This window comes from Planosporangium thailandense, assembly GCF_011947195.1.
GTDB classification, from domain to species: Bacteria; Actinomycetota; Actinomycetes; order Mycobacteriales; family Micromonosporaceae; genus Planosporangium; species Planosporangium thailandense.
The window spans coordinates 114,569-132,801 of sequence record NZ_JAATVY010000010.1; the positions used below are offsets into that span (position 1 = coordinate 114,569).

Consider the following 18,233-nt stretch of genomic DNA (forward strand, 5'->3'; position numbering starts at 1 on the left):
ACGGGTCACCCGGCCCGGCGGTCCAGTCCCGCGCGCACGTCCCTGTCGCGGTGCTGTGACGAGAGGTATATCCGACCGGGTGAAGACTCCGGTCCGCGACCGTGTGAATACTGCATTGACGGCGACGGAAGGAACTTTGTGAGTACCAAGCACACCGAGCTGGCGAACTTCATCTGGTCGGTGGCCGACCTGCTGCGCGGCGACTACAAGCAGTCCGAGTACGGGCGGGTGATCCTGCCGTTCACCGTGCTGAGACGTCTCGACTGCGTGCTGGAGCCGACGAAGGACGCCGTGTTGGCGCGCTACGCCCAGCTCAAGGAGCAGGGCGTGACCAACATGGAGCCGGTGCTGCGGCGGGAGGCGAAGCTGTCCTTCTACAACACCAGCCCGTTGACGTTCCGCGGGCTGCTTGCCGACCAGGACCACGTCGCCACGAACCTGCGCGGCTACATCGGCGGCTTCTCACCGGGTGCGGCCGACGTGCTCGACAAGTACGCCTTCGACACCCAGATCAGCCGGCTCGCCGAGGCTGGGCTGCTGTACCAGGTGGTGGCGAAGTTCGCCGACATCGACCTGCACCCGGACGTCGTGTCCAACCACCAGATGGGGTACGTGTTCGAGGAGCTGATCCGGCGCTTCTCCGAAATCTCCAACGAGACCGCCGGTGAGCACTTCACCCCGCGTGAAGTCATCAAGCTGATGGTCAACCTGCTGCTCGCGCCGGACGACGACGAACTGGTCACGCCGGGGATCGTGAAGAAGGTGTACGACCCGGCGTGCGGTACCGGCGGCATGCTCAGCGAGTCGCAGGCGCACATCCAGGAGCTCAACCCACACGCCACGGTCGAGGTGTACGGCCAGGAGCTCAACGGCGAGACGTACGCGATCTGCCGCTCCGACATGATGCTCAAGGGCGGCGACCCGACAAAGATCGCGTACGGGAACTCGTTCAGCCAGGACGGGCACGCCAGCGAGCGATTCGACTATATGCTCGCCAACCCGCCGTTCGGCGTGGAGTGGAAGAAGGTCGAGAAGTTCGTCAAGGACGAGGCGGCCCTTGGCTTCGCCGGCCGGTTCGGTGCGGGCCTGCCGCGCATCAACGACGGCTCGCTGCTGTTCCTCGAGCACATGATCTCCAAGATGAAGCGGCCCGAGGACGGCGGTACACGGCTGGCCATCGTCTTCAACGGCTCGCCGCTGTTCACCGGCGCGGCCGGGTCGGGCGAGTCGGAGATCCGCCGCTGGATCCTGGAGGAGGAGAACGACTGGCTGGAGGGCATCGTCGCGCTGCCCGACCAGCTCTTCTATAACACCGGCATCTCCACGTACTTCTGGATCCTGACCAACCGCAAGGACGAGGCGCACAAGGGCAAGGTCGTACTTGTCGACGGGCGCGAGCACTGGGCGAAGATGCGCAAGAGCCTGGGGGAGAAGCGCAAGCAGATCACCGAGGAGCAGATCGCCGACCTGACCCGGATCTACGCGTCGGCGCTGTCCATCGCGGAGGATCCGGAGCACCCGGACCACGGCAAGGTGAAGGTCTTCGCGACGACCGACTTCGGGTACCAGCGGATCACGGTCGAGCGGCCGTTGCGCCTGCGCTTCGAGGTCACCGAGGAGAGCGTGGCGGCGCTGGCCGAGGCTAAGGCGTTGGCGAAGTACACCTGGCGCGATGACCTGATCGCGGCGATGAAGTCGCTGATCGGTACGAGCGCGCCGACGCGCCAGGGCTTTGTGTCCAAGCTCGACCAGGCGATCGCCGGGCTGGGCAAGTTGCCCGCGCCGGTGGAGAAGGCGGTGTGGGAGGCGGTGTCGGTGCCCGACCCGGAGGGCGAGGTGCAGACCGACCGCAAGGGCAACCCGCTGCCGGACCCGGACCTGCGCGACAACGAGAACGTCCCGCTGGGTGAGGACATCCACGAGTACCTGAAGTGTGAGGTACTTCCGCACGTCCCAGACGCCTGGATCGACGAGTCGAAGACGAAGATCGGGTACGAGATCCCGTTCACGCGGCACTTCTATGTGTACAAGCCGCCGAGGCCGCTGGCTGAGATCGATGCCGAGATCAAGGCGCTTGAGGCCCAAATTCAGGCCCTGCTCGGCGAGGTGACGCGATGAACTGGCCTGTTGTTCGTCTCGGAAGCGTCGTTGACACGTTGGTGCCGCAGCGTGACAAGCCCGACCCTTTAACGGGCTCGATTCCTTGGGTTCGCATTGAGGACTTCGACGGCCGCTACCTATCCGGTTCAAAATCAGGCCAAGGCGTGACCCAAGAGCAGGTTAGAAGGATGAACCTGCGGGTTTTCCCTCCGGGGACGGTGCTGTGTAGTTGTAGCTGCTCGATGGGGGCAACTGCGATTGCGCGCGTGCCTCTTGTCAGTAATCAGACCTTTATCGGTCTAGTTCCGCGAAATGAGATTGACTCTAGGTTTCTCTACTATTTGATGGGGTCGATGCGTGACGAGCTGCAATCCCAAGCGACTGGCGCAATTCAGCAGTACTTGTCGCGGGATGACTTTCGGTCTTTGTTGATCCCTCTTCCAACTCTTGACGAGCAAAGGCGCGTTGCCGAATTCTTGGACGCTGAGACTGCCCGAATCGACGCGCTGAAGGCTGCTCGGATGCGTATGCGTGGGCTTCTGTTGCTGCGTCGCGAGCGGGTAATCGAGAGGGCGCTCGGGCTCGATGTCGATGACCAAGAATTCGTGCCTATGAAACACCTGGTCCAATCCGTGACGGTGGGCATTGTCATAACGCCGGCTGCCTGGTATGTCGAGGAGGGGGGGATCCCGGCGCTGCGAGGGGTCAACGTGAAGCCTGGTCGGATCGTGACCGAGGACCTTATTAAGATCAGCGCAGAAGGTCACGCGGCTCATCGAAAGTCCCAGCTAAGGGGTGGAGATCTGGTCGTTGTGCGCACCGGCCAGGCAGGAACGGCAGCTGTGGTGCCGCAGGAGTTGGATGGCGCAAACTGCATTGACCTGGTGATTATTAGGCCCGGACCTTCGTTGTTTCCAAGGTTTGCCGAATATCTCCTCAATTCTGACTACTCTAAGCGTCGGGTGGCGGAACATTCCGTCGGTAGTATTCAATCGCATTTCAATGTAGCTGCCATGAAGCTCATGCCAGTTCCCAAGCGTTCGGTTGAAGATCAAATCCGCATTGCCGCTGAGATTGACGAGTCGGTTTCACCGATCGATGAGGTCGTTCTTCGCATGGTGAAGCAGGAGAGATTGCTTGATGAGCGGCGGCAGGCGTTGATCACAGCAGCGGTGACCGGGCAGTTCGACGTCACGACGGCGCGCGGAGTAGCTGCATGATTGCCGTGTATCGGGAGAAGTTGTTCAAAGGCGCCATCAAGACGTTGGTGCTCAACTCCGGTTGGCTGCGAGGCGCCCCGATCAACTACCACCTCGATGACGTGCAGCGCGAGTTCCCGCGGTGCCTCGGCACGCAGATCGACGGGCGCGGTGTCCTCGACCGCCTACGGCAGGGCGGGAAGGGCTGGAGACGTCATTCGCCTAGCGTAGGTACAGGGTTGAATCGGATGTGTCAGGCTGTCATGCGGCGGGACTCGGCGAGGATCTGCTGCGCGCGCTGGTGTGACACACCCAGCGCCACCGCCAACTCCCGCACCGACATGCCCGCATCGTGCGCCTCGCGGACCACAACCCGAAGCTCCTCGGCCGCCTGGTCGCGCAGCCGGTCGGCCTCCTCGCGCAGTTGGCGGGCACGGTCACGGCGCTGCGCCAACTCGTCGGGCAGTGCGACGTCCAGGTCGATGCCGAAGGAATCGGGCGCTGCGTCGAGCCAGGTCGCGATGAGGTCACGCGCCATCTCGTCGGCCTCGGTGAGTCGGCGGGCCTGCGTCATGATGTCCAACTCGGGGACCCGCAGGAGCCAGAACTTGCCTTCCCGTTCGGCGTGGACCCGGTAGGACTTCATGACAACCACCCCCTCGGTAGGCAGGACAGCTTCTTCTCGATGCTGGCGACGACTCCTGCCGAGATCGTCGTGTGTCTGGGCACCGGCGCCTGGTGCTGCCCGCACGGGCAGATCCAGATGTCGTGCTGGCCGCCCGACCGTAGCCAGGCGCAGTCGTGCTTGGTCAGGGCGGCCTCGATGTCGCGGCGCTTCATTGACTTGAACACCACGAGCGTAAGCCTAGGTGGGCTAGACAGCAACCGCCTATGTCTACTAGACGGTATCGGTAATGGGCAATTCGAAAGATCGGCGGGAGCCTGACATGAGCGCGGTCCACCAGGAGAAGTCGTTCGAGGACGCCATCGAGGCGTCTCTGCTCGCCTCCGGTTGGCTGCCCGGTACCCCCGCCAACTACCGCCCCGAACTCGGCCTGGACACCGCCGAACTCTTCACCTTCATCGGCGACACCCAGCCGAAGGAGTGGGAGAAGCTTCTCGCGTACCACGGCAACGACCCCGACGACGCACAGCGCGCCTTCGCCCAGTACCTCGGCAAGCAGATCGACGAGCGCGGCGTCCTCGACGTCCTGCGCCGAGGCGTGAAGGACCGGGGCGTCCTCATCAGGCTCGCGTACTTCAAGCCGGCCCACACGATCACCGACGACGCGCTCGCGTTCTACCGGAAGAACCGGCTCACCGTCACCCGCCAACTGCGCTACTCGCAGGCAAACACGAACGCGCTCGACCTGACGCTGTTCGTCAACGGCATTCCGCTGGCCACCGCCGAACTGAAGAACCCGCTCACCGGGCAGACCGTCGAGCACGCCAAGAAGCAGTACCGGGATGACCGCGACCCGAAGGAACTGCTGTTCGCCAGACGTACCCTCGTGCACTTCGCCGTCGACCCGGACCTGGTCTTTGTTACCACCAAGCTGGATCGCGACAAGACCCGCTTCCTGCCGTTCAACATGGGCTCCGAGGGGCCGGGCGTATCCGGCGGCGCGGGCAACCCGTCCGCGAAGCCCGGCGGCTACCGGACCTCGTACCTGTGGGAGCGGATCTGGCACCCGGACACCTGGCTCGACCTGGTACGCCGCTTCCTACACACGGAGAAGGGCTCAGACCTGATCTTCCCGCGTTTCCACCAGTGGCACGCGGTGCTCAGCCTCACCGACCACGCCGCCCGGCACGGCTCCGGCCATAACTACCTGGTCATGCACTCCGCCGGCTCGGGCAAGTCCAACACCATCGCCTGGCTCGCCCACCGGCTGTCCAGCCTGCACACTCCGGCCGACCCGGCCGCGCTCGACGCGAAAGCAATAGCGAAGGGCCTCGGCCCCAACCAGCCGGTCTTCGACAAGGTCATCATCATCACCGACCGGGTCGTGCTCGACCGGCAGTTGCAGGACACCGTGTTCCAGTTCGACCACGTACCCGGTGTCGTGCAGCGCATCGACAAGGACTCCGCGCAGCTCGCCACGGCACTTCAGAGCGAGACGGCGAAGGTCGTCATCACGACGATGCAGAAGTTCCCGTTCATCCTCGACAAGGTCAATGGATTGAAGGGCAAGCGGTTCGCGATCGTCGTCGACGAGGCGCACTCGTCGCAGTCCGGCGAGTCCGCCGCCGCGCTCAAGAAGGTGCTGGTCAAGCTCGGCACCGACGATATCGACGCCGATGCCGACCTGCTCACCGCCTCCGCGCTGGCCCGGGGCAAGCACAACACCCTGTCGTACTTCGCCTTCACCGCGACGCCGAAGCCGAAGACGCTCGAGCTGTTCGGCACGCCGCACCCGGTCACCGGCAACCCGCACCCGTTCCACACGTACTCGATGCGGCAGGCCATCGAGGAGGGCTTCATCCTCGATGTCCTGCGAAACTACGTGACCTACCAGGCGTACTGGAAGCTCGCCAACGCCAACCCTCACGACCCGGAGGTCGACCCGAAGAAGGCCGGCGCGCAGCTCGCCCGGTTCGTCAGCCTGCATCCCACGATGAACTCCCAGCGGGCCGAGATCATCGTTGAGCACTTCCGCCGCCACACTGCGCCCCGCCTCGGCGGGCGGGCCAAGGCCATGGTCGTCACGGCGTCCCGCGAGAACGCGGTCCGCCTCCACGAGGCGATCAAAACGTACGTGGAACAGCAGCACTACACCGACTGCGAGGCGCTCGTCGCGTTCTCCGGCGACCTGAAGATCGACGGCGTCGAGCTGACCGAGGCGCGCATCAACGGCTTCGGCGAAGGCGAGCTGCCGGCGCGGTTCGCCTACACCACCGCCGACGACAAGCACGCCGGCACACCGGCTGCCAAGCAGGACAAGCAGTACCGCATCCTGGTCGTCGCCGAGAAGTACCAGACCGGCTTCGACCAGCCGCTGCTGACCACCATGTACGTCGACAAGGCGCTCAAGGGCGTCGCCGCGGTGCAGACCCTGTCCCGGCTCAACCGTACCCACCCACTCAAGACGCAGGGTGACATCTTCGTCCTCGACTTCCGCAACGACGCCGAGGAGATCGCCGAGCAGTTCAAGCCGTTCTACGAGACCGCCGCCACGACGCCCACCGACCCGAACCTGCTCTACACTGCGCAGAACGAGGTCATGGGGTACGCGATCCTCGTGGACGCGGAGATGCAGAAGTACGCCGAGGCCCTGCTCGCCGCCGAGCAGAAGGCGAAGACCGACACGGCGATCCAGCGTGCCCACGCCGCGCTCTACCACCACACTGACGCCGCTCGCGACCGGTACGTCGTCCTGGCGGCCGATGACCGCGAACGCGCCGACGCCTTCCGTGCGGCCCTTCGCGACTACGTGCGCATGTACGCCTTCCTCTCCCAGGTCGTGCCCTACCACGACGTGGAGCTGGAGCGGCTGTACCTGTTCGGCCGCGCTCTGCTGAACCGGCTGCCGCGCCAGCGCGACGCCTCCGTCGACATCGGCGAGGTCGAACTGACGCACCTGCGGATCAGCAAGACCGGCGAGCACGACGTGAGCCTCACCCCGGAGGGCGAGCAGGTGCTGCCCGGCTTCACCGGCGGCGGGACCGGCTCGCAGCACGAGCCGGAGAAGGTGCCGCTGTCGCAGTTGATCGAGGAGTTCAACAACCACTTCGGCGTCGGCCTCGGCGACGCCGACAAGATCTGGGTCGAGCAGCAGATTGCCGCCGCCGCCGAGGACGGAACCCTCCAGGCAGCGGCCCTCGTCAACGACGAATCGAACTTCGGCGTCGTCTTCGACAAGCGATTTGAAGATATCGTTATCTCCCGGCACGACGACAACGGCAAGCTGATGCAGCGCTACCTCGACGACAAGACGCTGCAGAGTCAGCTCAAGCAGTTCGCGCGCCGCCAGGCGTACCAGATGATCCGCCGGCAGAAGGGCCTCGCCTAGCCCTCCGGCCGACCGTAAGGAGTTCGCTCGCAGTGGGTGCGGTAGATCCACCGATGCTGTATGTCGCCCACGACGACCAGATGGTCATCGTCTCGACCCTCCCGCTGCGAATCCGAGGAGGCAGGGCGGAGACGTTCCGGTGGGGGAGCGTCGTGGAGATCAGCCCTGCGGACCCAGGCGAGGACACGGTCGGCGTCCGGGAGCTGCGCAGGTTCGCCGTGTTGCTGTTGGTCGTCGCCGTGCTCTTCGCGTGTGTCCGGAGTGGCTGGTGGTTGATACCTGCGCTGGGAGGGACAGTCTGCCTGGCCGCGTCGGTGGTTGGGGGCTGGCTCCGACGCGAAGGCGCGATCCTCGCGCCGGAGATCGACCGGCGGCCGGACGAGCACCGCGTTCTGATCGACGACGAGGACCGTGAGGCGTTCTCGGAGGCGATCGACCTCGGCGAACGGATCTCGAAAACGTGGCCGGCGCTGCACGGTCTGATCGACACGGCAGCGGCGGGACGCCAACTCGCTCACGCGCTCTGGGAGCTTGCCGGGCTTCTCGAGCGCCGGCAGGACCTCCGCGAGGTGCGGGACGACCTGGCGGAAAAGGATCATGACGGGCTGCCGGCGGACAGTCCCGCCGTCCGCGAGCTGCGGGCCCAGCGGGAGAAGGTCGCGGCGGCGTTGGCGGATCTCGACGCCGACGTCCACCGACGCCTGTCCGACCTGACCGCCACCGCGCTCGCCGGCGAGAACTTCCTCCGCGAACAGGAGATCGGTGAACTGATCCGCGACACCGATCAGCGGCTTGCCGAGCTGACGCCCCACGACCTGCCCGGCGGGCCGGAGTCCGGCGCCGCGCTCGCCGAACACACCCAGGCCGTGCTGGCCGCCTATCGCGACCTGACCGACAAGTACGGCGACGGAAGCTGACACCGTGCAGGCGGGAACGCGGGTCGGTGACCGGTACGAGCTGACGTACCCGGTCGGGCGTGGCGGTATGGGCGAGGTCTGGGCCGGCTATGACGAGAAGCTGGACCGGCCGGTTGCGGTCAAGGTGCTCCACCAGGTCGCGGTGGCCGAAGCCGACCGCGACACCACGGTCGAGCGCTTCATGCGCGAAGCCCGCGTCACCGCCCGGCTCGACCACCCGGGCGTACCGAACGTCCACGACGTCGGCTTCCACGGCGACGACATCTACATCGTCATGCAGCTCGTGCCCGGCGTCGTCCTCGCCGATCTCGTCGCCGAACGTGGCCAGTTGCCGGTGCCCTGGTGCGCCGCGATCGGGGCGCAGATTTGCTCAGTGCTCGCCGCGGCACACGCCGACTCGCTCGTCCACCGCGATCTCAAGCCGCAGAACGTCATCGTCACGCCGGCCGGGACGGTCAAGGTCCTCGACTTCGGCATCGCCGCGCTGCTCGGCCCGGCCGACGTGCCTCGGCTGACCGTCACCGGCGAGACGCTCGGCACCCCGACGTACATGGCGCCCGAGCAGGCGCTCGGCGGTGCCGTCGGGCCACGCGCCGACCTGTACGCCCTTGGGTGTGTGCTCTACGAACTGCTGGTGGGGGAGCCGCCGTACCAGGCCGAGACCGCGCTGGGCATGCTGCACTGCCACCTGAACGACCCGGTCCCGCTGGTGAGCGACCATCGTGCGGACGTACCCGAAGGTCTGGTCAAGCTGGTCGTGCGGCTGCTGGCCAAAGACCCGCAGGACCGCCCCGAATCGGCCGCCGAGGTGTACGAACTGCTGACGCCGTGGGCCGCTGCCGAGATCGGCGTGGCGGACCGCGTTGCCACGGCCGGGGCGGACGGTACGGGCGCGGATCCGACGACGCCGTACCGCTACCCGTTCGGGCCGTTGCCACGCCGCAAGGCCGTCGCGCCGACGAAGGTGGATGCGACGCGTACTCCGGTCCCGACGATCGAGGAGCTTCAGGACGTCCGTGACCGGGCCGCCGCCCTGGCCGAGGAGGAGCGCTTCAGCCAGGCCGCCGACGCGCTCGGAGGTGCGGTGCGGTCCGCCCTCGCCGCGTACGGTGCGAAACACCCGAAGATCCTCGACGCCCGCCTCGACCTCGCCAGCATGCTGCTGCTCGCCGGCGACTACCGGCGCGCGCTTCCCGAGTTCCAACGGCTCGCGGGCGACCTCGCCGAGCGGGTCGGGCCCGACGACGAGCTGGTGTGGTACTGCCGGCAGCAGGCCGCCACCTGTCAGGCCGAGCTTGGAGAGGCGACCGAGGCGCTCCGGTCGTTGCGAGCCCTGCTGGCGGACCAGCAACGGGTACTCGGCGCTACGGCGCCCGAGACGTACCCGCTGCGGCACGAGATCGCCCTGCTGACCGCCGGGGTCGGCGACGTTCAGGACGCCCGGCGGCAACTCCAGGAGCTGCTGGCGTACGTGCACCGCGTGCAGGGACCGGATTCGCCCGACGGATCGGATATCGAAGCGCTGCTGGCGCACCTCGACCGGCTCGAAAGAGGCGAACGGGGCCCGAAGTAGGTGACCGCCACTCCCGAACTCTCCACGCCGGCCCGTCCTGCCGGCCGTTGGCTGGCAGGCGCTGTCGTCGCTTTCGCAGCCGGAATCGCCGCGACCGGCGTCGCCATCGCGGCCGCACAACATGTCGACGATCTCCGCCGGCAACAGTGCGAGCATCTTTTCCGACGCATTACCGCGACCATGCCCGGATACGCATTGCCCCTGGCGGTAGCCGGTGCCGTGCTCGTCGCGGCGGCGGTTGCGCTGGCTCTGGTCGGCTACCGGAGGGCAGCAGGCGCAGTTCGGATCGTCGCCGGTCTCGTGGTCGCACTCGCGATTCTCGGCACCGCGTTCGCGCTGTGGCTCGGGGTGTACGCGATCCACGCCGACATCCCGATCGAGCCGACACACTGCGTGGGGTAGCTCGGCCGTCTGCCGCCGGTATTCAGGAGAAGCGCTCGATCGTGACCGGGATCAGCCCTTGCCGACGCATCGTCGTCGTCAGCTCCCGCAGCAGCGGCCCGATCGCGTCGCCCCGACTGACCAGGTTGGCGGTCAGGTCAACGCACCAGGCGGCGCCGATGCCGATCCGGCGAAGGTCCCAGGCGAAGGAGTCGTCGCCGACGTGCAGGTGAGCGGTGCCGACGACCCGACCTTGCGGATCGGCAACGTTCTCGGGCCTCGTCATCCGCCAGCCGGCCTGCAGAATTGCCAGGCCGTCCGCGCCCAGGTCGTTGGCGAACAGGATCCGGTAGACCCGCTTCTCACGGAATCCGGCGGCGGCCCGACCGCTTCCCAGCCGAAGCGGAGCCGATGTGGACAGCGGCTCGCCGTCGTGGACGTAGCCGCGCAACGTTTCCTCGTCGGGCAATTCACCGCCACCGAGCTGGCGAAAGATGATCTCCACGTCGGGTCGGGAGGTCGCGACCACACGGCTGCGGAGGTTCGCGTCGACCCGTATGCCCCGGCTGACGGCAGCGGAACCCCGCCAGCGACGATCCGTCGACGTCCACCCGGCGCTGTCGAGGCGGACCGCCGAATGGTCCTCGCCGAGCACGAACTCCTCGACCAGGATCACCTCTGGTTCACCGGCGGAACCGTGGATCAGGTAGTAGTCCAGCGACGGCTGCGGATCGAAGGCGACACGGATGGCCGTCCCGGCGTGTGGGGTTGTCACGCCGAGCATTCTCGACCATCAGCCTGTCATGGCGGGCGGGGCTCGCCACATAGGTTTGGGGTTAGGCGGCGCGGGCGCCGGCCGAAGCGGTGCCCAACCAGGCGTGCGGATTGCCGTCCCAGCACCAGCCGAGCTTCGGTGCCCGGCCGGAGATCCAGAGGGCGGGCACCCGGCGGTCGCCGCGGCGCGAGCCGGACAGCATGAAGCAGTGGTTCTTCTCCAGTACCTCGGGGAAGTGTGTGATGAGGGCGATCCCTTCAGCGATGGTCAGCGGGGTCCGGTCACGGCCGAGGATCACCGGCAGCGCATCCTCCGGACGAACGTTGCGGAACTCCTCGCCCCGCTCGACATCGACCAGCAGGTACGCCGGTTTCTGAGGGGCGCCCAGTTCGGGCAGCGGCCGATAGGGTGCCAGCCCGCCCGTACCGTGGTTGCGGTCGACGACACCGTGGGTCGTACTGCCGGCGAGCGTCAGGAGCGGTACCAGCTTCTCGGCGGGCACCAGACTCTCCGTGACTACGACGACGAACGGCACCCGGGCCGGGGTCGGCTGCGGATCGGCCCGCACGGTGGCGGTGCGGGCGACCTCGCGCAGCGGTTCGAGCAGGGCTGCGAACTCGGCTTCCGATTCCCCGGCGAGCCTCGGGTATCCCTTGTCGAACAGGTTCGCGAGCTGGCGGTCGAACTCCCGGTCGGTCCAGTGCTCCATGCGGCTCCCTCGGTCCGGTGTGGCTCCCACAACGCCCGGTCGCAGGGGCCTAATCCGGTCTACTGTCCGTGATGCACGGCCTCGACGTTGTGCCCGTCGAGATCGCGGAGAAACACGGCGTAGTAGCCCGGGTGGTACTCGGGCCACTCGCGGGGAGCGTGGAGCACCTCCGCGCCGGCGGCCATGGCTGCGGCGTGAACGGCGTCGACCACCCCGCGATCGGCGGCGCGGAAGGCGAGGTGCAGCTCCCGTGCCTCGGCACCGGTGGCGGGACTGAGCCAGAACCCGGGGCCGCCATCAGAGCCGGCCAGGCCGACGACGAAGGATCCGGCGTGCGGGAAGCGCATCGCCTCGCGCATCCCGAGCGGCGCGAACGTGCGTAGGTAGAAGGCGAGCGACGCCTCAACGTCGGCAACCTGGAGGCCGATGTGGTCAAGCATGGCCGCAGGCTAACGGCGACGTACGACAGTTTCCTCGCGGACGTACGGCCGTACGAGTACCGGCTCCGGTCCGTCCGTCAGCGCCCACTGGCCGAAGTGGTCGGCCATCCGCAGGCTGTGCCGTACGTCGTCGCACGGCCAGGGCCGCCCGCAGAGCCGGCAGCAGCCCGTACCGTCGAGCTGATGCCGCGCGAGGACCTGCCGGTGGTGCGCGACCTGGGCCGTCGCGTACCGGGCGAACGCCACCGTCTGCGACTCGTACACGGTCATTCGCGGCCACCGGTCACCGCCCAGGCGTACAGGGTGTCCAGGCACGGCCAGGCCTTGCCGCACCCGGTGCAGACCCGGCGGACCACGGCGCGCGGCCGGTGAACGACGAGCAGGCGCCGGGCGTACAGGAGGTCGGACTCCGAGGCCATTGCACTGAGCGGCACGGTGAGTCGCCGCCGTTGGCGTTCGGGTCCGTGATCGCCATCGTCCATTGTCGACTCCGTTCAACCGGACGTGAACGAGCGTCAGCGTGTACCTGCCCGCCGTAGGCCGTCAATGTTATGCCGTAACTTTTCTCGCGACCCTTGTCATGGCGATTGGCTTCGATAAGCTGTCCGGCGTCCCACGGAGGGGAGAGGTCGATGCCGAAGCCGATCGGGCCGACGATTCCGCGCTGGCAGCTTGGTGAGCAGCTTGCACGAATGCGCGAAACGGCAGGCATTTCACAAGCGGAGATCGCCGATCGGCTCGGCTGCTCCGTCAGCAAGGTCCAGAAGATCGAGGCCGGCGACGTGGGTATCGTGCGCGCCGAGTTGCTGCTCATGCTCGACGTGTACGGGGTGACCGACGCCGAGGTGCGCGACTCCCTGATGGAGCTGCAGCGACTCGGCAAGCAGCGCGGCTGGTGGTCGACGTTCGGCCAGGTGCCCGCGCCGTTCGCGACCTTCCTCGGCCTCGAAAGCGCGGCGACAGCGATCCGGGTGTTCGAGCCGCTCGTTGTGTACGGGTTACTTCAGACTGAGGACTACGCTCGGGCGATCGCCGAGACCTGGGACGGCGGTGTTCTGGCGGAGGAACAGGTCGACCGTCAGGTGAAGATCAAACTGGAGCGGCGCCAGCGCGTGCTGGATGAGCATGCGCCGGACCTGTGGGTGATCCTGGACGAGGCTGTCCTACATCGCGAAGTTGGCGGCAAGGCGGTGATGGCGGCCCAACTCAAGCACCTGGCGTCGATGGCGAAGCGAATGACGTTGCAAGTTGTCCCATTTGAACGCGGCGGTTATCCCGGCCTGCGTGGGGCCCTTACGATCTTCGAATTCGACGAGCGGATGCACTCGCCGGTCGCTTACGTCGAGGGGCAGGGCGGCAACCTGTACATGGAGAAGGCTGAGGATCTGCGTCGATGTGCCGTCGCCTACAATCACATCACGGCGACGGCCCTTAGTAAGCAGGAGTCGGTCAAGCTGATCATGGCCGTCGCTCACCAGTACGCCGAAGCTGACGGAGCGCACCATGAACCCCGACCTGTCCCGCGCCGAGTGGCGCAAGAGCACGCGGTCCGGTAACAACGGCCAGTGTGTCGAGGTCGCGTTCCTGGATCAGGACGTGGCGGTCCGCGACTCCAAGGACCAGTCGGGCCCGGTCCTGACCTTCGCGAGTACCGAATGGGCCGCGTTCATCGACGGTGTGCGACGGGGCGAGTTCGACCAGTCCTGAATCGTCACGGTGTCCGCGCTCCTAGCCAGCGGGGCCGCGTGATCTGACGTGTACTGATAGAACTACGTCTATGTCAACCGATCAGTACCGTCCGTCAATGGATGTGTCGACGGACCCCGGCCCGCCACTTGCCAGCCCGGATCCGACCACGCCGCGCCGACGGCACCTCAGGCTGTTGCTCGTCGTCGGTATCGCGGCACTCGCGGGGGCGGTCGCGGCCACGGCGCTCGTTCTGGTCTTCGGGCAGCCGAAACACCAGTACAACGTCACGGTGTTCGTGGCTGACGACATTACCCCCGAGCAGAAGACGGCCGTGAAGGCCGCGCTTCCGGCACTGCATCCGGTGAACGGAGTTCAGTTCGAAGATCGCGCGCAGGCGTGGAAGCGGTTCCAGCAGCTGTTCAAGGACGCCCCGGACCTGCTTGCGTCGTCCAGGGCGGAGTACATGCCGGAGTCGTTCCGCCTGGAAACCACTGGCAGGGAGTTTGACTGCGCGGCCCTCGCCCGGGTGCGGCGGCTGCCGGGGGTGAAGGAGGTCCAGGTCGTTCAACGTCCCGTCAAGGGACATACGGGCGCCGTCGTGGCCTGCTCCTAGGAACGGTGTCGGTTCCGTCGACCACCGGTCGCGGCGCGGTGCACGCCTTTACATGCACGTTCCCGAATGGGTTCCTTCGTCAGTGGCGGCGGGCGGCCTTCATCGCTTCGATCTCCTCGATCGTGGTGGTACGGGTACGTTGCGCGCGGCGTGGGCGACGGGAGGGCGAGGGTGCGCCGGGTGCCGCGCTCTCCAGGACCTCCTCAAGCGCCGCGCCGTGTTCTTCGCAGCGGTCGGTGGTGGCGGTACGTCCGCCCGACTGCACCGTGTAGGTCTTGGCTTCGCGGTCCTTGTTCTCGCACACGTCGCACACCGTCAAGCTGAGCCGCACGTTCGCCTCCCTATCGGCTGACCGGTCGCAATGCGCAGCTGAGCGTACGCCAGGATTGACACACTGCGACCATAGAATCACCTTGACGCACTTTCACCGTGTATGCGTCACATTCGGTGCCGGCAAGGGAAGAGGAACGTGCCCTCCAGCAAGATCGTCAACGAGCAAGAGGTCATCTACTGGATCGAGGAGGGCCGCACGTACAAGTGGATCGTCGAGGAGTACCGGCGCAAGTACAACATCGAGACGACGATCTCCATGTGGGGCAACCTGCGCAGGCGAAGGGGTATCGACACGCGCATCGTCCACGACGAAGATCTGATTCCCTGGCAGGTGGAGGAGCGGCACCGCTGGGCGTACCCGGCCGTGATGCTGCGGGCCGCGGGACGCCGTCGCGCCGGGCGTGAGATCGGCGGGGAGTACAGCTCTCGACTGGACACCTGGCTGAGGGCTCGTGCGGAGGACGACACCGTCGTCCACTACGACCCCGACACCGACGAGGGCTGGTTCTACGTTCCTCGCAGGCCGGGTGTCGACACCGATCTGATCCGCGTACCGGACGGGAAGGCCGCCCGGGGCGGCGAGGACAGTTGACTCCTGCCACTGATGGGCCGGGCGTGCTTCCGTGCCGCTCGAGCGGCACGGAAGCACACCATCGCGGCCGTGGTCAGGCGTACGTGTCGACCCGCCCCGTCGCGGCCACGTTCTCGGTGGCCTTTTCAATCAGCTCCAACGCCGGCGACGCGGACTGCTGCGCCAGCTTGAGCGTCTGGGTCGCCACTGCGAGCTGGGTCAACATGACGATCGGGTTCTGACTGCCGGACACGGCATCAACGCTCATAGGCACCTCCATCTCGTGGCGGATCGGCTTACATGGTGAAGATCGGCCGCCGGACGCGAGTGAGCAGGGAATCCGGTTCCGCCGACGCGTATCTGAGCCGTCCGGCTGACAGACGATCGCCGCTTATCGGGCACAAGACGCAAATCAACTTCGTACCTCACAGGTAGGCCTCGTCGGCCGGTGCAGCGCGTACGTCATGACGCTGCCCCCCTCCCAACCGCAGGGGTCGGTTGTTCGCGCTGAGCGTGACGAGTGGGGGTGGTTGCCGGCGGCCGGATCGTGAAGGGTCAGTGGTCATGGACGCTGCTTTCGTTCTCGTGCACAGTCCGTCGGTCGGGCCTCTGACATGGGCGTCGACAGCGCAGCAACTCGAAGGCGCGGGGGCGGTGGCCATCGTGCCGTCACTCGTAGGTGTCGCAGATGCGCATCCTCCGTTCTGGCGATCTGTCGCCGAGAACGTGGCAGCCGCGATCGACCGGCTACCGCAGGACCAACCCGTGGTAATCGTGGCGCACAGCAATGCTGGCCTCTTCGTGCCGGCAATCGTGGAAGCAATCTCCCGGACGATCGTCGGCTGCCTGTTCGTCGATGCGGCGCTGCCGGCACTTGCCGGACCGACACCGGTCGCATCGCCTGAACTGCTGGAGTTCCTGCGCGCGAAGGTGACCGGCGGTCGGCTGCCGCAGTGGACGCAGTGGTGGGACGAATCCGACGTCGCACCGATGTTTCCGGACGTACAGACGCGCAGAGCTGTGTCGGCCGAACAGCCCCGCCTTCCCCTGAGCTACTACGAGGAACTCGTGCCCACCCCGGACGGCTGGGACAGCCGACCGTGCGGCTATCTGCTGTTCGGTCCACCGTACGAGCCGGTCGCCGACGATGCCAGGCAACGCGGTTGGACCGTCGACCACGTACCTGGCCAACACCTACACCAGCTAGTGGACCCACGTGCTGTTGCCGAACGTATCGTTGAAATGACCCGTGAATGGCGGTCGTCGACGTCCTGAGTTGTGGCGACCGGGGCAGGGTACTGGTACCGGCCTTGCGACCAGCTCGTTTCCCCGGCCCGCCCGCCGCACCGAGAAGCCAGTGTCTGTGGGTGGGACAGTCGTTACGCGGCCCGCGTGTCGCCGGGTCTCGATCGGTCGAAATCTCGTATCCGTCGTCCCGGCGAGCGATCATGGGCGTGAATTTCAGGACCTACGCAGAAAGGCGTACCGATGTCCGTACGGCGCGTGGTATCCAACATCCAGTCGGCGGCCATGGCGGAGAGCCGCGACTTCTACGACCTCCTCGGCTTGCGGGAGGTCATGAATCTCGGCTGGGTGATGACCCTGGCGTCTCCGTCCGACCCGACGGCTCAGGTCAGCGTCATCGCCGCCGACGCGACCGCGCCGCTCACGCCCGACCTGAGCGTCGAGGTCGACGACGTGGACGCCGCCTATGCGGCGATGAGCGCCAGCGGCGCGGAGATCGTGTACCCCTTGCGCGACGAGGAGTGGGGAGTGCGGCGCTTCTTCGTCCGCGACCCCAACGGCCGGGTGGTCAACGTGCTCGGCCACCTGCCGTCCTCCTGAACCGGCCGGATAGCGATCCCGCCGTAGCATTGCCGCGTGTATCGGTATGAGCAAATAGGTGCTGCTCCCGCTGCGTGGATCGCCGCGGCACGGGCACGTGAGTCCGAGCGCCCTGACCGGCTCTTCCATGATCCATGGGCTCACCTGCTGGCCGGTGACACGGGCTGGGCCATGCTGGAGGCGAGCGAGCGGGCGAGTGGCGGCGAGAACGCGCTCCTACCCGTGCGTACGCGGTTCTTTGACGACGTCGTGCTCGCAGCCGCGCACTGGACCAGTCAGGTGGTGCTGCTCGGCGCCGGCCTGGACACCAGAGCGTACCGCCTCGAACTACCGCCACGGCTCGACGTGTACGAGATCGACCGCCCCGATTCGTTCACGGCCAAGGAGGCTGTGTTGACGGCGGCGGACGCCTGGCCCGCCTGCGCCCGCCGGACGGTCGAGGCGGACCTGCGCGCAGACTGGCGAAGCCCGCTCCTCGACGCCGGCTTCGATCCGGCGGCGCCGACGGTGTGGGTCGCCGAAGGTCTGCTGTTCTACCTGGGTTCAGCCGCGGTCGACGAACTGCTGTCGCAGGCGGCGGCCCTGTCCGAAGCGCGCGCGCTGATGGTGGCGGACTTCTTCGGTACCGGTCTGTTGCGGCTGCCGTCGATGCGGTTTCTGGTCGAGCAGTGCGAGCTGACCGGTTGGCCGCTGCCGTTCTGCACCGACGACCCGGTGGCTCTCTTGGACCGCCACGGGTGGCGGCCGTGCGCGATCACCGAGCCGGGCCAGTCCGACGCCAACTTCGACCGTCTCCCGGCCCTGCCCGACGACTGGTCCGGCGGTGACGACCCCACCACACGCACCTACCTCGCGGTCGCGTCCAACGGGCCGGCGGTTCGCCCACCCGACTGATGGTTGGCGGGCTGATGGTCGGCCGGAGCCACCCGCGACGAGGTGGCTCTCGTGCCGACGTTCGTCAATCCCTGAGGTCCCTGTAGGTAGCGGCTGCACCGTTTACCGGCAAGGCGTCTGTCGGATCCGAGCGGTGTCGCCTATCCGGTGGTGCCGCGCCGCGCCCGCTGATTGGCTCACG

Annotated in this window: 22 protein-coding genes; 13 read left to right on the forward strand and 9 right to left on the reverse strand. The window is 66.9% G+C overall.

Annotated features, from left to right (window positions below):
- Nucleotides 1-138 precede the first annotated feature (138 nt).
- Nucleotides 139-2,118: a type I restriction-modification system subunit M gene (locus tag HC031_RS16160; RefSeq protein ID WP_338090687.1), complete on the forward strand. Its 1,980-nt coding sequence runs from the start codon at nucleotides 139-141 to the stop codon at nucleotides 2,116-2,118.
- Nucleotides 2,115-3,320 carry a restriction endonuclease subunit S gene (locus tag HC031_RS16165; RefSeq protein WP_167926141.1) on the forward strand — a complete coding sequence of 402 codons (1,206 nt, stop codon included), beginning with the start codon at nucleotides 2,115-2,117 and terminating at the stop codon, nucleotides 3,318-3,320. Before HC031_RS16160 ends, HC031_RS16165 begins: the two co-directional genes overlap by 4 nt.
- Before the next feature lie 232 nt (nucleotides 3,321-3,552).
- Here the strand turns inward: HC031_RS16165 and HC031_RS16170 are convergent, their stop codons facing one another.
- Nucleotides 3,553-3,945 (reverse strand): helix-turn-helix domain-containing protein, encoded by a 393-nt coding sequence (locus tag HC031_RS16170; protein ID WP_167926142.1) that lies wholly within the window; start codon nucleotides 3,943-3,945, stop codon nucleotides 3,553-3,555.
- Nucleotides 3,942-4,154 carry a type II toxin-antitoxin system HicA family toxin gene (locus HC031_RS16175; protein ID WP_167926143.1) on the reverse strand — a complete coding sequence of 71 codons (213 nt, stop codon included), beginning with the start codon at nucleotides 4,152-4,154 and terminating at the stop codon, nucleotides 3,942-3,944. Before HC031_RS16175 ends, HC031_RS16170 begins: the two co-directional genes overlap by 4 nt.
- Nucleotides 4,155-4,246: 92 nt before the next feature.
- Between HC031_RS16175 and HC031_RS16180 the strand changes: the two genes are divergently transcribed.
- From HC031_RS16180 to HC031_RS16195, 4 genes are read left to right on the forward strand one after another with little or no spacing between them, the layout of a single operon-like run.
- On the forward strand, nucleotides 4,247-7,312 hold the full coding sequence (locus tag HC031_RS16180) for a type I restriction endonuclease subunit R (RefSeq protein WP_167926144.1): 3,066 nt from the start codon (nucleotides 4,247-4,249) through the stop codon (nucleotides 7,310-7,312).
- Between the two features lie 32 nt (nucleotides 7,313-7,344).
- The gene (locus HC031_RS16185; protein ID WP_167926145.1) at nucleotides 7,345-8,229 is read left to right on the forward strand and encodes a hypothetical protein; all 885 of its coding nucleotides are present in this window, start codon (nucleotides 7,345-7,347) and stop codon (nucleotides 8,227-8,229) included.
- A gap of 4 nt (nucleotides 8,230-8,233) precedes the next feature.
- Nucleotides 8,234-9,802, forward strand: a complete 1,569-nt coding sequence (locus HC031_RS16190) for a protein kinase domain-containing protein (RefSeq protein WP_167926146.1) — start codon at nucleotides 8,234-8,236, stop codon at nucleotides 9,800-9,802.
- Entirely contained in the window at nucleotides 9,803-10,204 is a 402-nt protein-coding gene (locus tag HC031_RS16195; protein WP_167926147.1) for a hypothetical protein, read from the forward strand.
- 22 nt (nucleotides 10,205-10,226) lie between these two features.
- Here the strand turns inward: HC031_RS16195 and HC031_RS16200 are convergent, their stop codons facing one another.
- The 5 genes from HC031_RS16200 to HC031_RS16220 form a co-directional block, all read right to left on the reverse strand.
- On the reverse strand, nucleotides 10,227-10,958 hold the full coding sequence (locus HC031_RS16200; protein ID WP_167926046.1) for a hypothetical protein: 732 nt from the start codon (nucleotides 10,956-10,958) through the stop codon (nucleotides 10,227-10,229).
- Nucleotides 10,959-11,019: 61 nt separating this feature from the next.
- Nucleotides 11,020-11,667 (reverse strand): DUF5701 family protein, encoded by a 648-nt coding sequence (locus HC031_RS16205; protein ID WP_167926148.1) that lies wholly within the window; start codon nucleotides 11,665-11,667, stop codon nucleotides 11,020-11,022.
- Nucleotides 11,668-11,726: 59 nt separating this feature from the next.
- A complete protein-coding gene (locus tag HC031_RS16210; protein ID WP_167926149.1) occupies nucleotides 11,727-12,107 on the reverse strand; it encodes a VOC family protein in 381 nt (126 codons plus the stop codon).
- Between the two features lie 9 nt (nucleotides 12,108-12,116).
- Nucleotides 12,117-12,377: a hypothetical protein gene (locus HC031_RS16215; RefSeq protein WP_205862810.1), complete on the reverse strand. Its 261-nt coding sequence runs from the start codon at nucleotides 12,375-12,377 to the stop codon at nucleotides 12,117-12,119.
- Nucleotides 12,374-12,589 (reverse strand): hypothetical protein, encoded by a 216-nt coding sequence (locus HC031_RS16220; RefSeq protein ID WP_167926150.1) that lies wholly within the window; start codon nucleotides 12,587-12,589, stop codon nucleotides 12,374-12,376. The genes HC031_RS16215 and HC031_RS16220 overlap by 4 nt, the downstream gene beginning before the upstream one ends.
- Nucleotides 12,590-12,739: 150 nt before the next feature.
- Between HC031_RS16220 and HC031_RS16225 the strand changes: the two genes are divergently transcribed.
- The 3 genes from HC031_RS16225 (at nucleotide 12,740) to HC031_RS16235 (ending at nucleotide 14,409) form a co-directional block, all read left to right on the forward strand.
- Complete coding sequence (locus HC031_RS16225; protein WP_167926151.1) at nucleotides 12,740-13,663, forward strand: helix-turn-helix domain-containing protein; 924 nt, start codon at nucleotides 12,740-12,742, stop codon at nucleotides 13,661-13,663.
- Entirely contained in the window at nucleotides 13,611-13,814 is a 204-nt protein-coding gene (locus HC031_RS16230; RefSeq protein WP_167926152.1) for a DUF397 domain-containing protein, read from the forward strand. The genes HC031_RS16225 and HC031_RS16230 overlap by 53 nt, the downstream gene beginning before the upstream one ends.
- Nucleotides 13,815-13,911: 97 nt before the next feature.
- Nucleotides 13,912-14,409, forward strand: a complete 498-nt coding sequence (locus tag HC031_RS16235; protein WP_167926153.1) for a permease-like cell division protein FtsX — start codon at nucleotides 13,912-13,914, stop codon at nucleotides 14,407-14,409.
- Between the two features lie 79 nt (nucleotides 14,410-14,488).
- Here the strand turns inward: HC031_RS16235 and HC031_RS16240 are convergent, their stop codons facing one another.
- Nucleotides 14,489-14,740 carry a hypothetical protein gene (locus HC031_RS16240; RefSeq protein ID WP_167926154.1) on the reverse strand — a complete coding sequence of 84 codons (252 nt, stop codon included), beginning with the start codon at nucleotides 14,738-14,740 and terminating at the stop codon, nucleotides 14,489-14,491.
- A 138-nt stretch (nucleotides 14,741-14,878) separates the two neighbouring features.
- On the opposite strand from HC031_RS16240, the gene HC031_RS16245 reads away from it, so the two are divergent.
- The gene (locus tag HC031_RS16245) at nucleotides 14,879-15,334 is read left to right on the forward strand and encodes a hypothetical protein (RefSeq protein WP_240942573.1); all 456 of its coding nucleotides are present in this window, start codon (nucleotides 14,879-14,881) and stop codon (nucleotides 15,332-15,334) included.
- Between the two features lie 73 nt (nucleotides 15,335-15,407).
- Here HC031_RS16245 and HC031_RS16250 read toward each other — a convergent pair whose 3' ends face one another.
- Complete coding sequence (locus HC031_RS16250; RefSeq protein ID WP_167926156.1) at nucleotides 15,408-15,581, reverse strand: hypothetical protein; 174 nt, start codon at nucleotides 15,579-15,581, stop codon at nucleotides 15,408-15,410.
- 296 nt (nucleotides 15,582-15,877) lie between these two features.
- Between HC031_RS16250 and HC031_RS16255 the strand changes: the two genes are divergently transcribed.
- From HC031_RS16255 to HC031_RS16265, 3 genes are all read left to right on the forward strand, one after another.
- Nucleotides 15,878-16,588, forward strand: a complete 711-nt coding sequence (locus HC031_RS16255; RefSeq protein ID WP_167926157.1) for an alpha/beta hydrolase — start codon at nucleotides 15,878-15,880, stop codon at nucleotides 16,586-16,588.
- Between the two features lie 213 nt (nucleotides 16,589-16,801).
- Nucleotides 16,802-17,158 carry a VOC family protein gene (locus HC031_RS16260; protein WP_167926158.1) on the forward strand — a complete coding sequence of 119 codons (357 nt, stop codon included), beginning with the start codon at nucleotides 16,802-16,804 and terminating at the stop codon, nucleotides 17,156-17,158.
- Nucleotides 17,159-17,194: 36 nt separating this feature from the next.
- Nucleotides 17,195-18,052, forward strand: a complete 858-nt coding sequence (locus HC031_RS16265; protein ID WP_167926159.1) for an SAM-dependent methyltransferase — start codon at nucleotides 17,195-17,197, stop codon at nucleotides 18,050-18,052.
- Nucleotides 18,053-18,233: the final 181 nt, after the last annotated feature.

Coding starts and splice junctions, on each gene's coding strand:
- HC031_RS16165 (WP_167926141.1), top strand. CDS start 2,115: ATGAACTGGCCTGTTGTTCGTCTCGGAAGCGTCGTTGACACGTTGGTG.
- HC031_RS16170 (WP_167926142.1), bottom strand. CDS start 3,945: ATGAAGTCCTACCGGGTCCACGCCGAACGGGAAGGCAAGTTCTGGCTC.
- HC031_RS16180 (WP_167926144.1), top strand. CDS start 4,247: ATGAGCGCGGTCCACCAGGAGAAGTCGTTCGAGGACGCCATCGAGGCG.
- HC031_RS16205 (WP_167926148.1), bottom strand. CDS start 11,667: ATGGAGCACTGGACCGACCGGGAGTTCGACCGCCAGCTCGCGAACCTG.
- HC031_RS16210 (WP_167926149.1), bottom strand. CDS start 12,107: ATGCTTGACCACATCGGCCTCCAGGTTGCCGACGTTGAGGCGTCGCTC.
- HC031_RS16215 (WP_205862810.1), bottom strand. CDS start 12,377: ATGACCGTGTACGAGTCGCAGACGGTGGCGTTCGCCCGGTACGCGACG.
- HC031_RS16220 (WP_167926150.1), bottom strand. CDS start 12,589: ATGGACGATGGCGATCACGGACCCGAACGCCAACGGCGGCGACTCACC.
- HC031_RS16225 (WP_167926151.1), top strand. CDS start 12,740: ATGCCGAAGCCGATCGGGCCGACGATTCCGCGCTGGCAGCTTGGTGAG.
- HC031_RS16230 (WP_167926152.1), top strand. CDS start 13,611: ATGAACCCCGACCTGTCCCGCGCCGAGTGGCGCAAGAGCACGCGGTCC.
- HC031_RS16235 (WP_167926153.1), top strand. CDS start 13,912: ATGGATGTGTCGACGGACCCCGGCCCGCCACTTGCCAGCCCGGATCCG.
- HC031_RS16250 (WP_167926156.1), bottom strand. CDS start 15,581: ATGAGCGTTGATGCCGTGTCCGGCAGTCAGAACCCGATCGTCATGTTG.
- HC031_RS16255 (WP_167926157.1), top strand. CDS start 15,878: ATGGACGCTGCTTTCGTTCTCGTGCACAGTCCGTCGGTCGGGCCTCTG.
- HC031_RS16260 (WP_167926158.1), top strand. CDS start 16,802: ATGTCCGTACGGCGCGTGGTATCCAACATCCAGTCGGCGGCCATGGCG.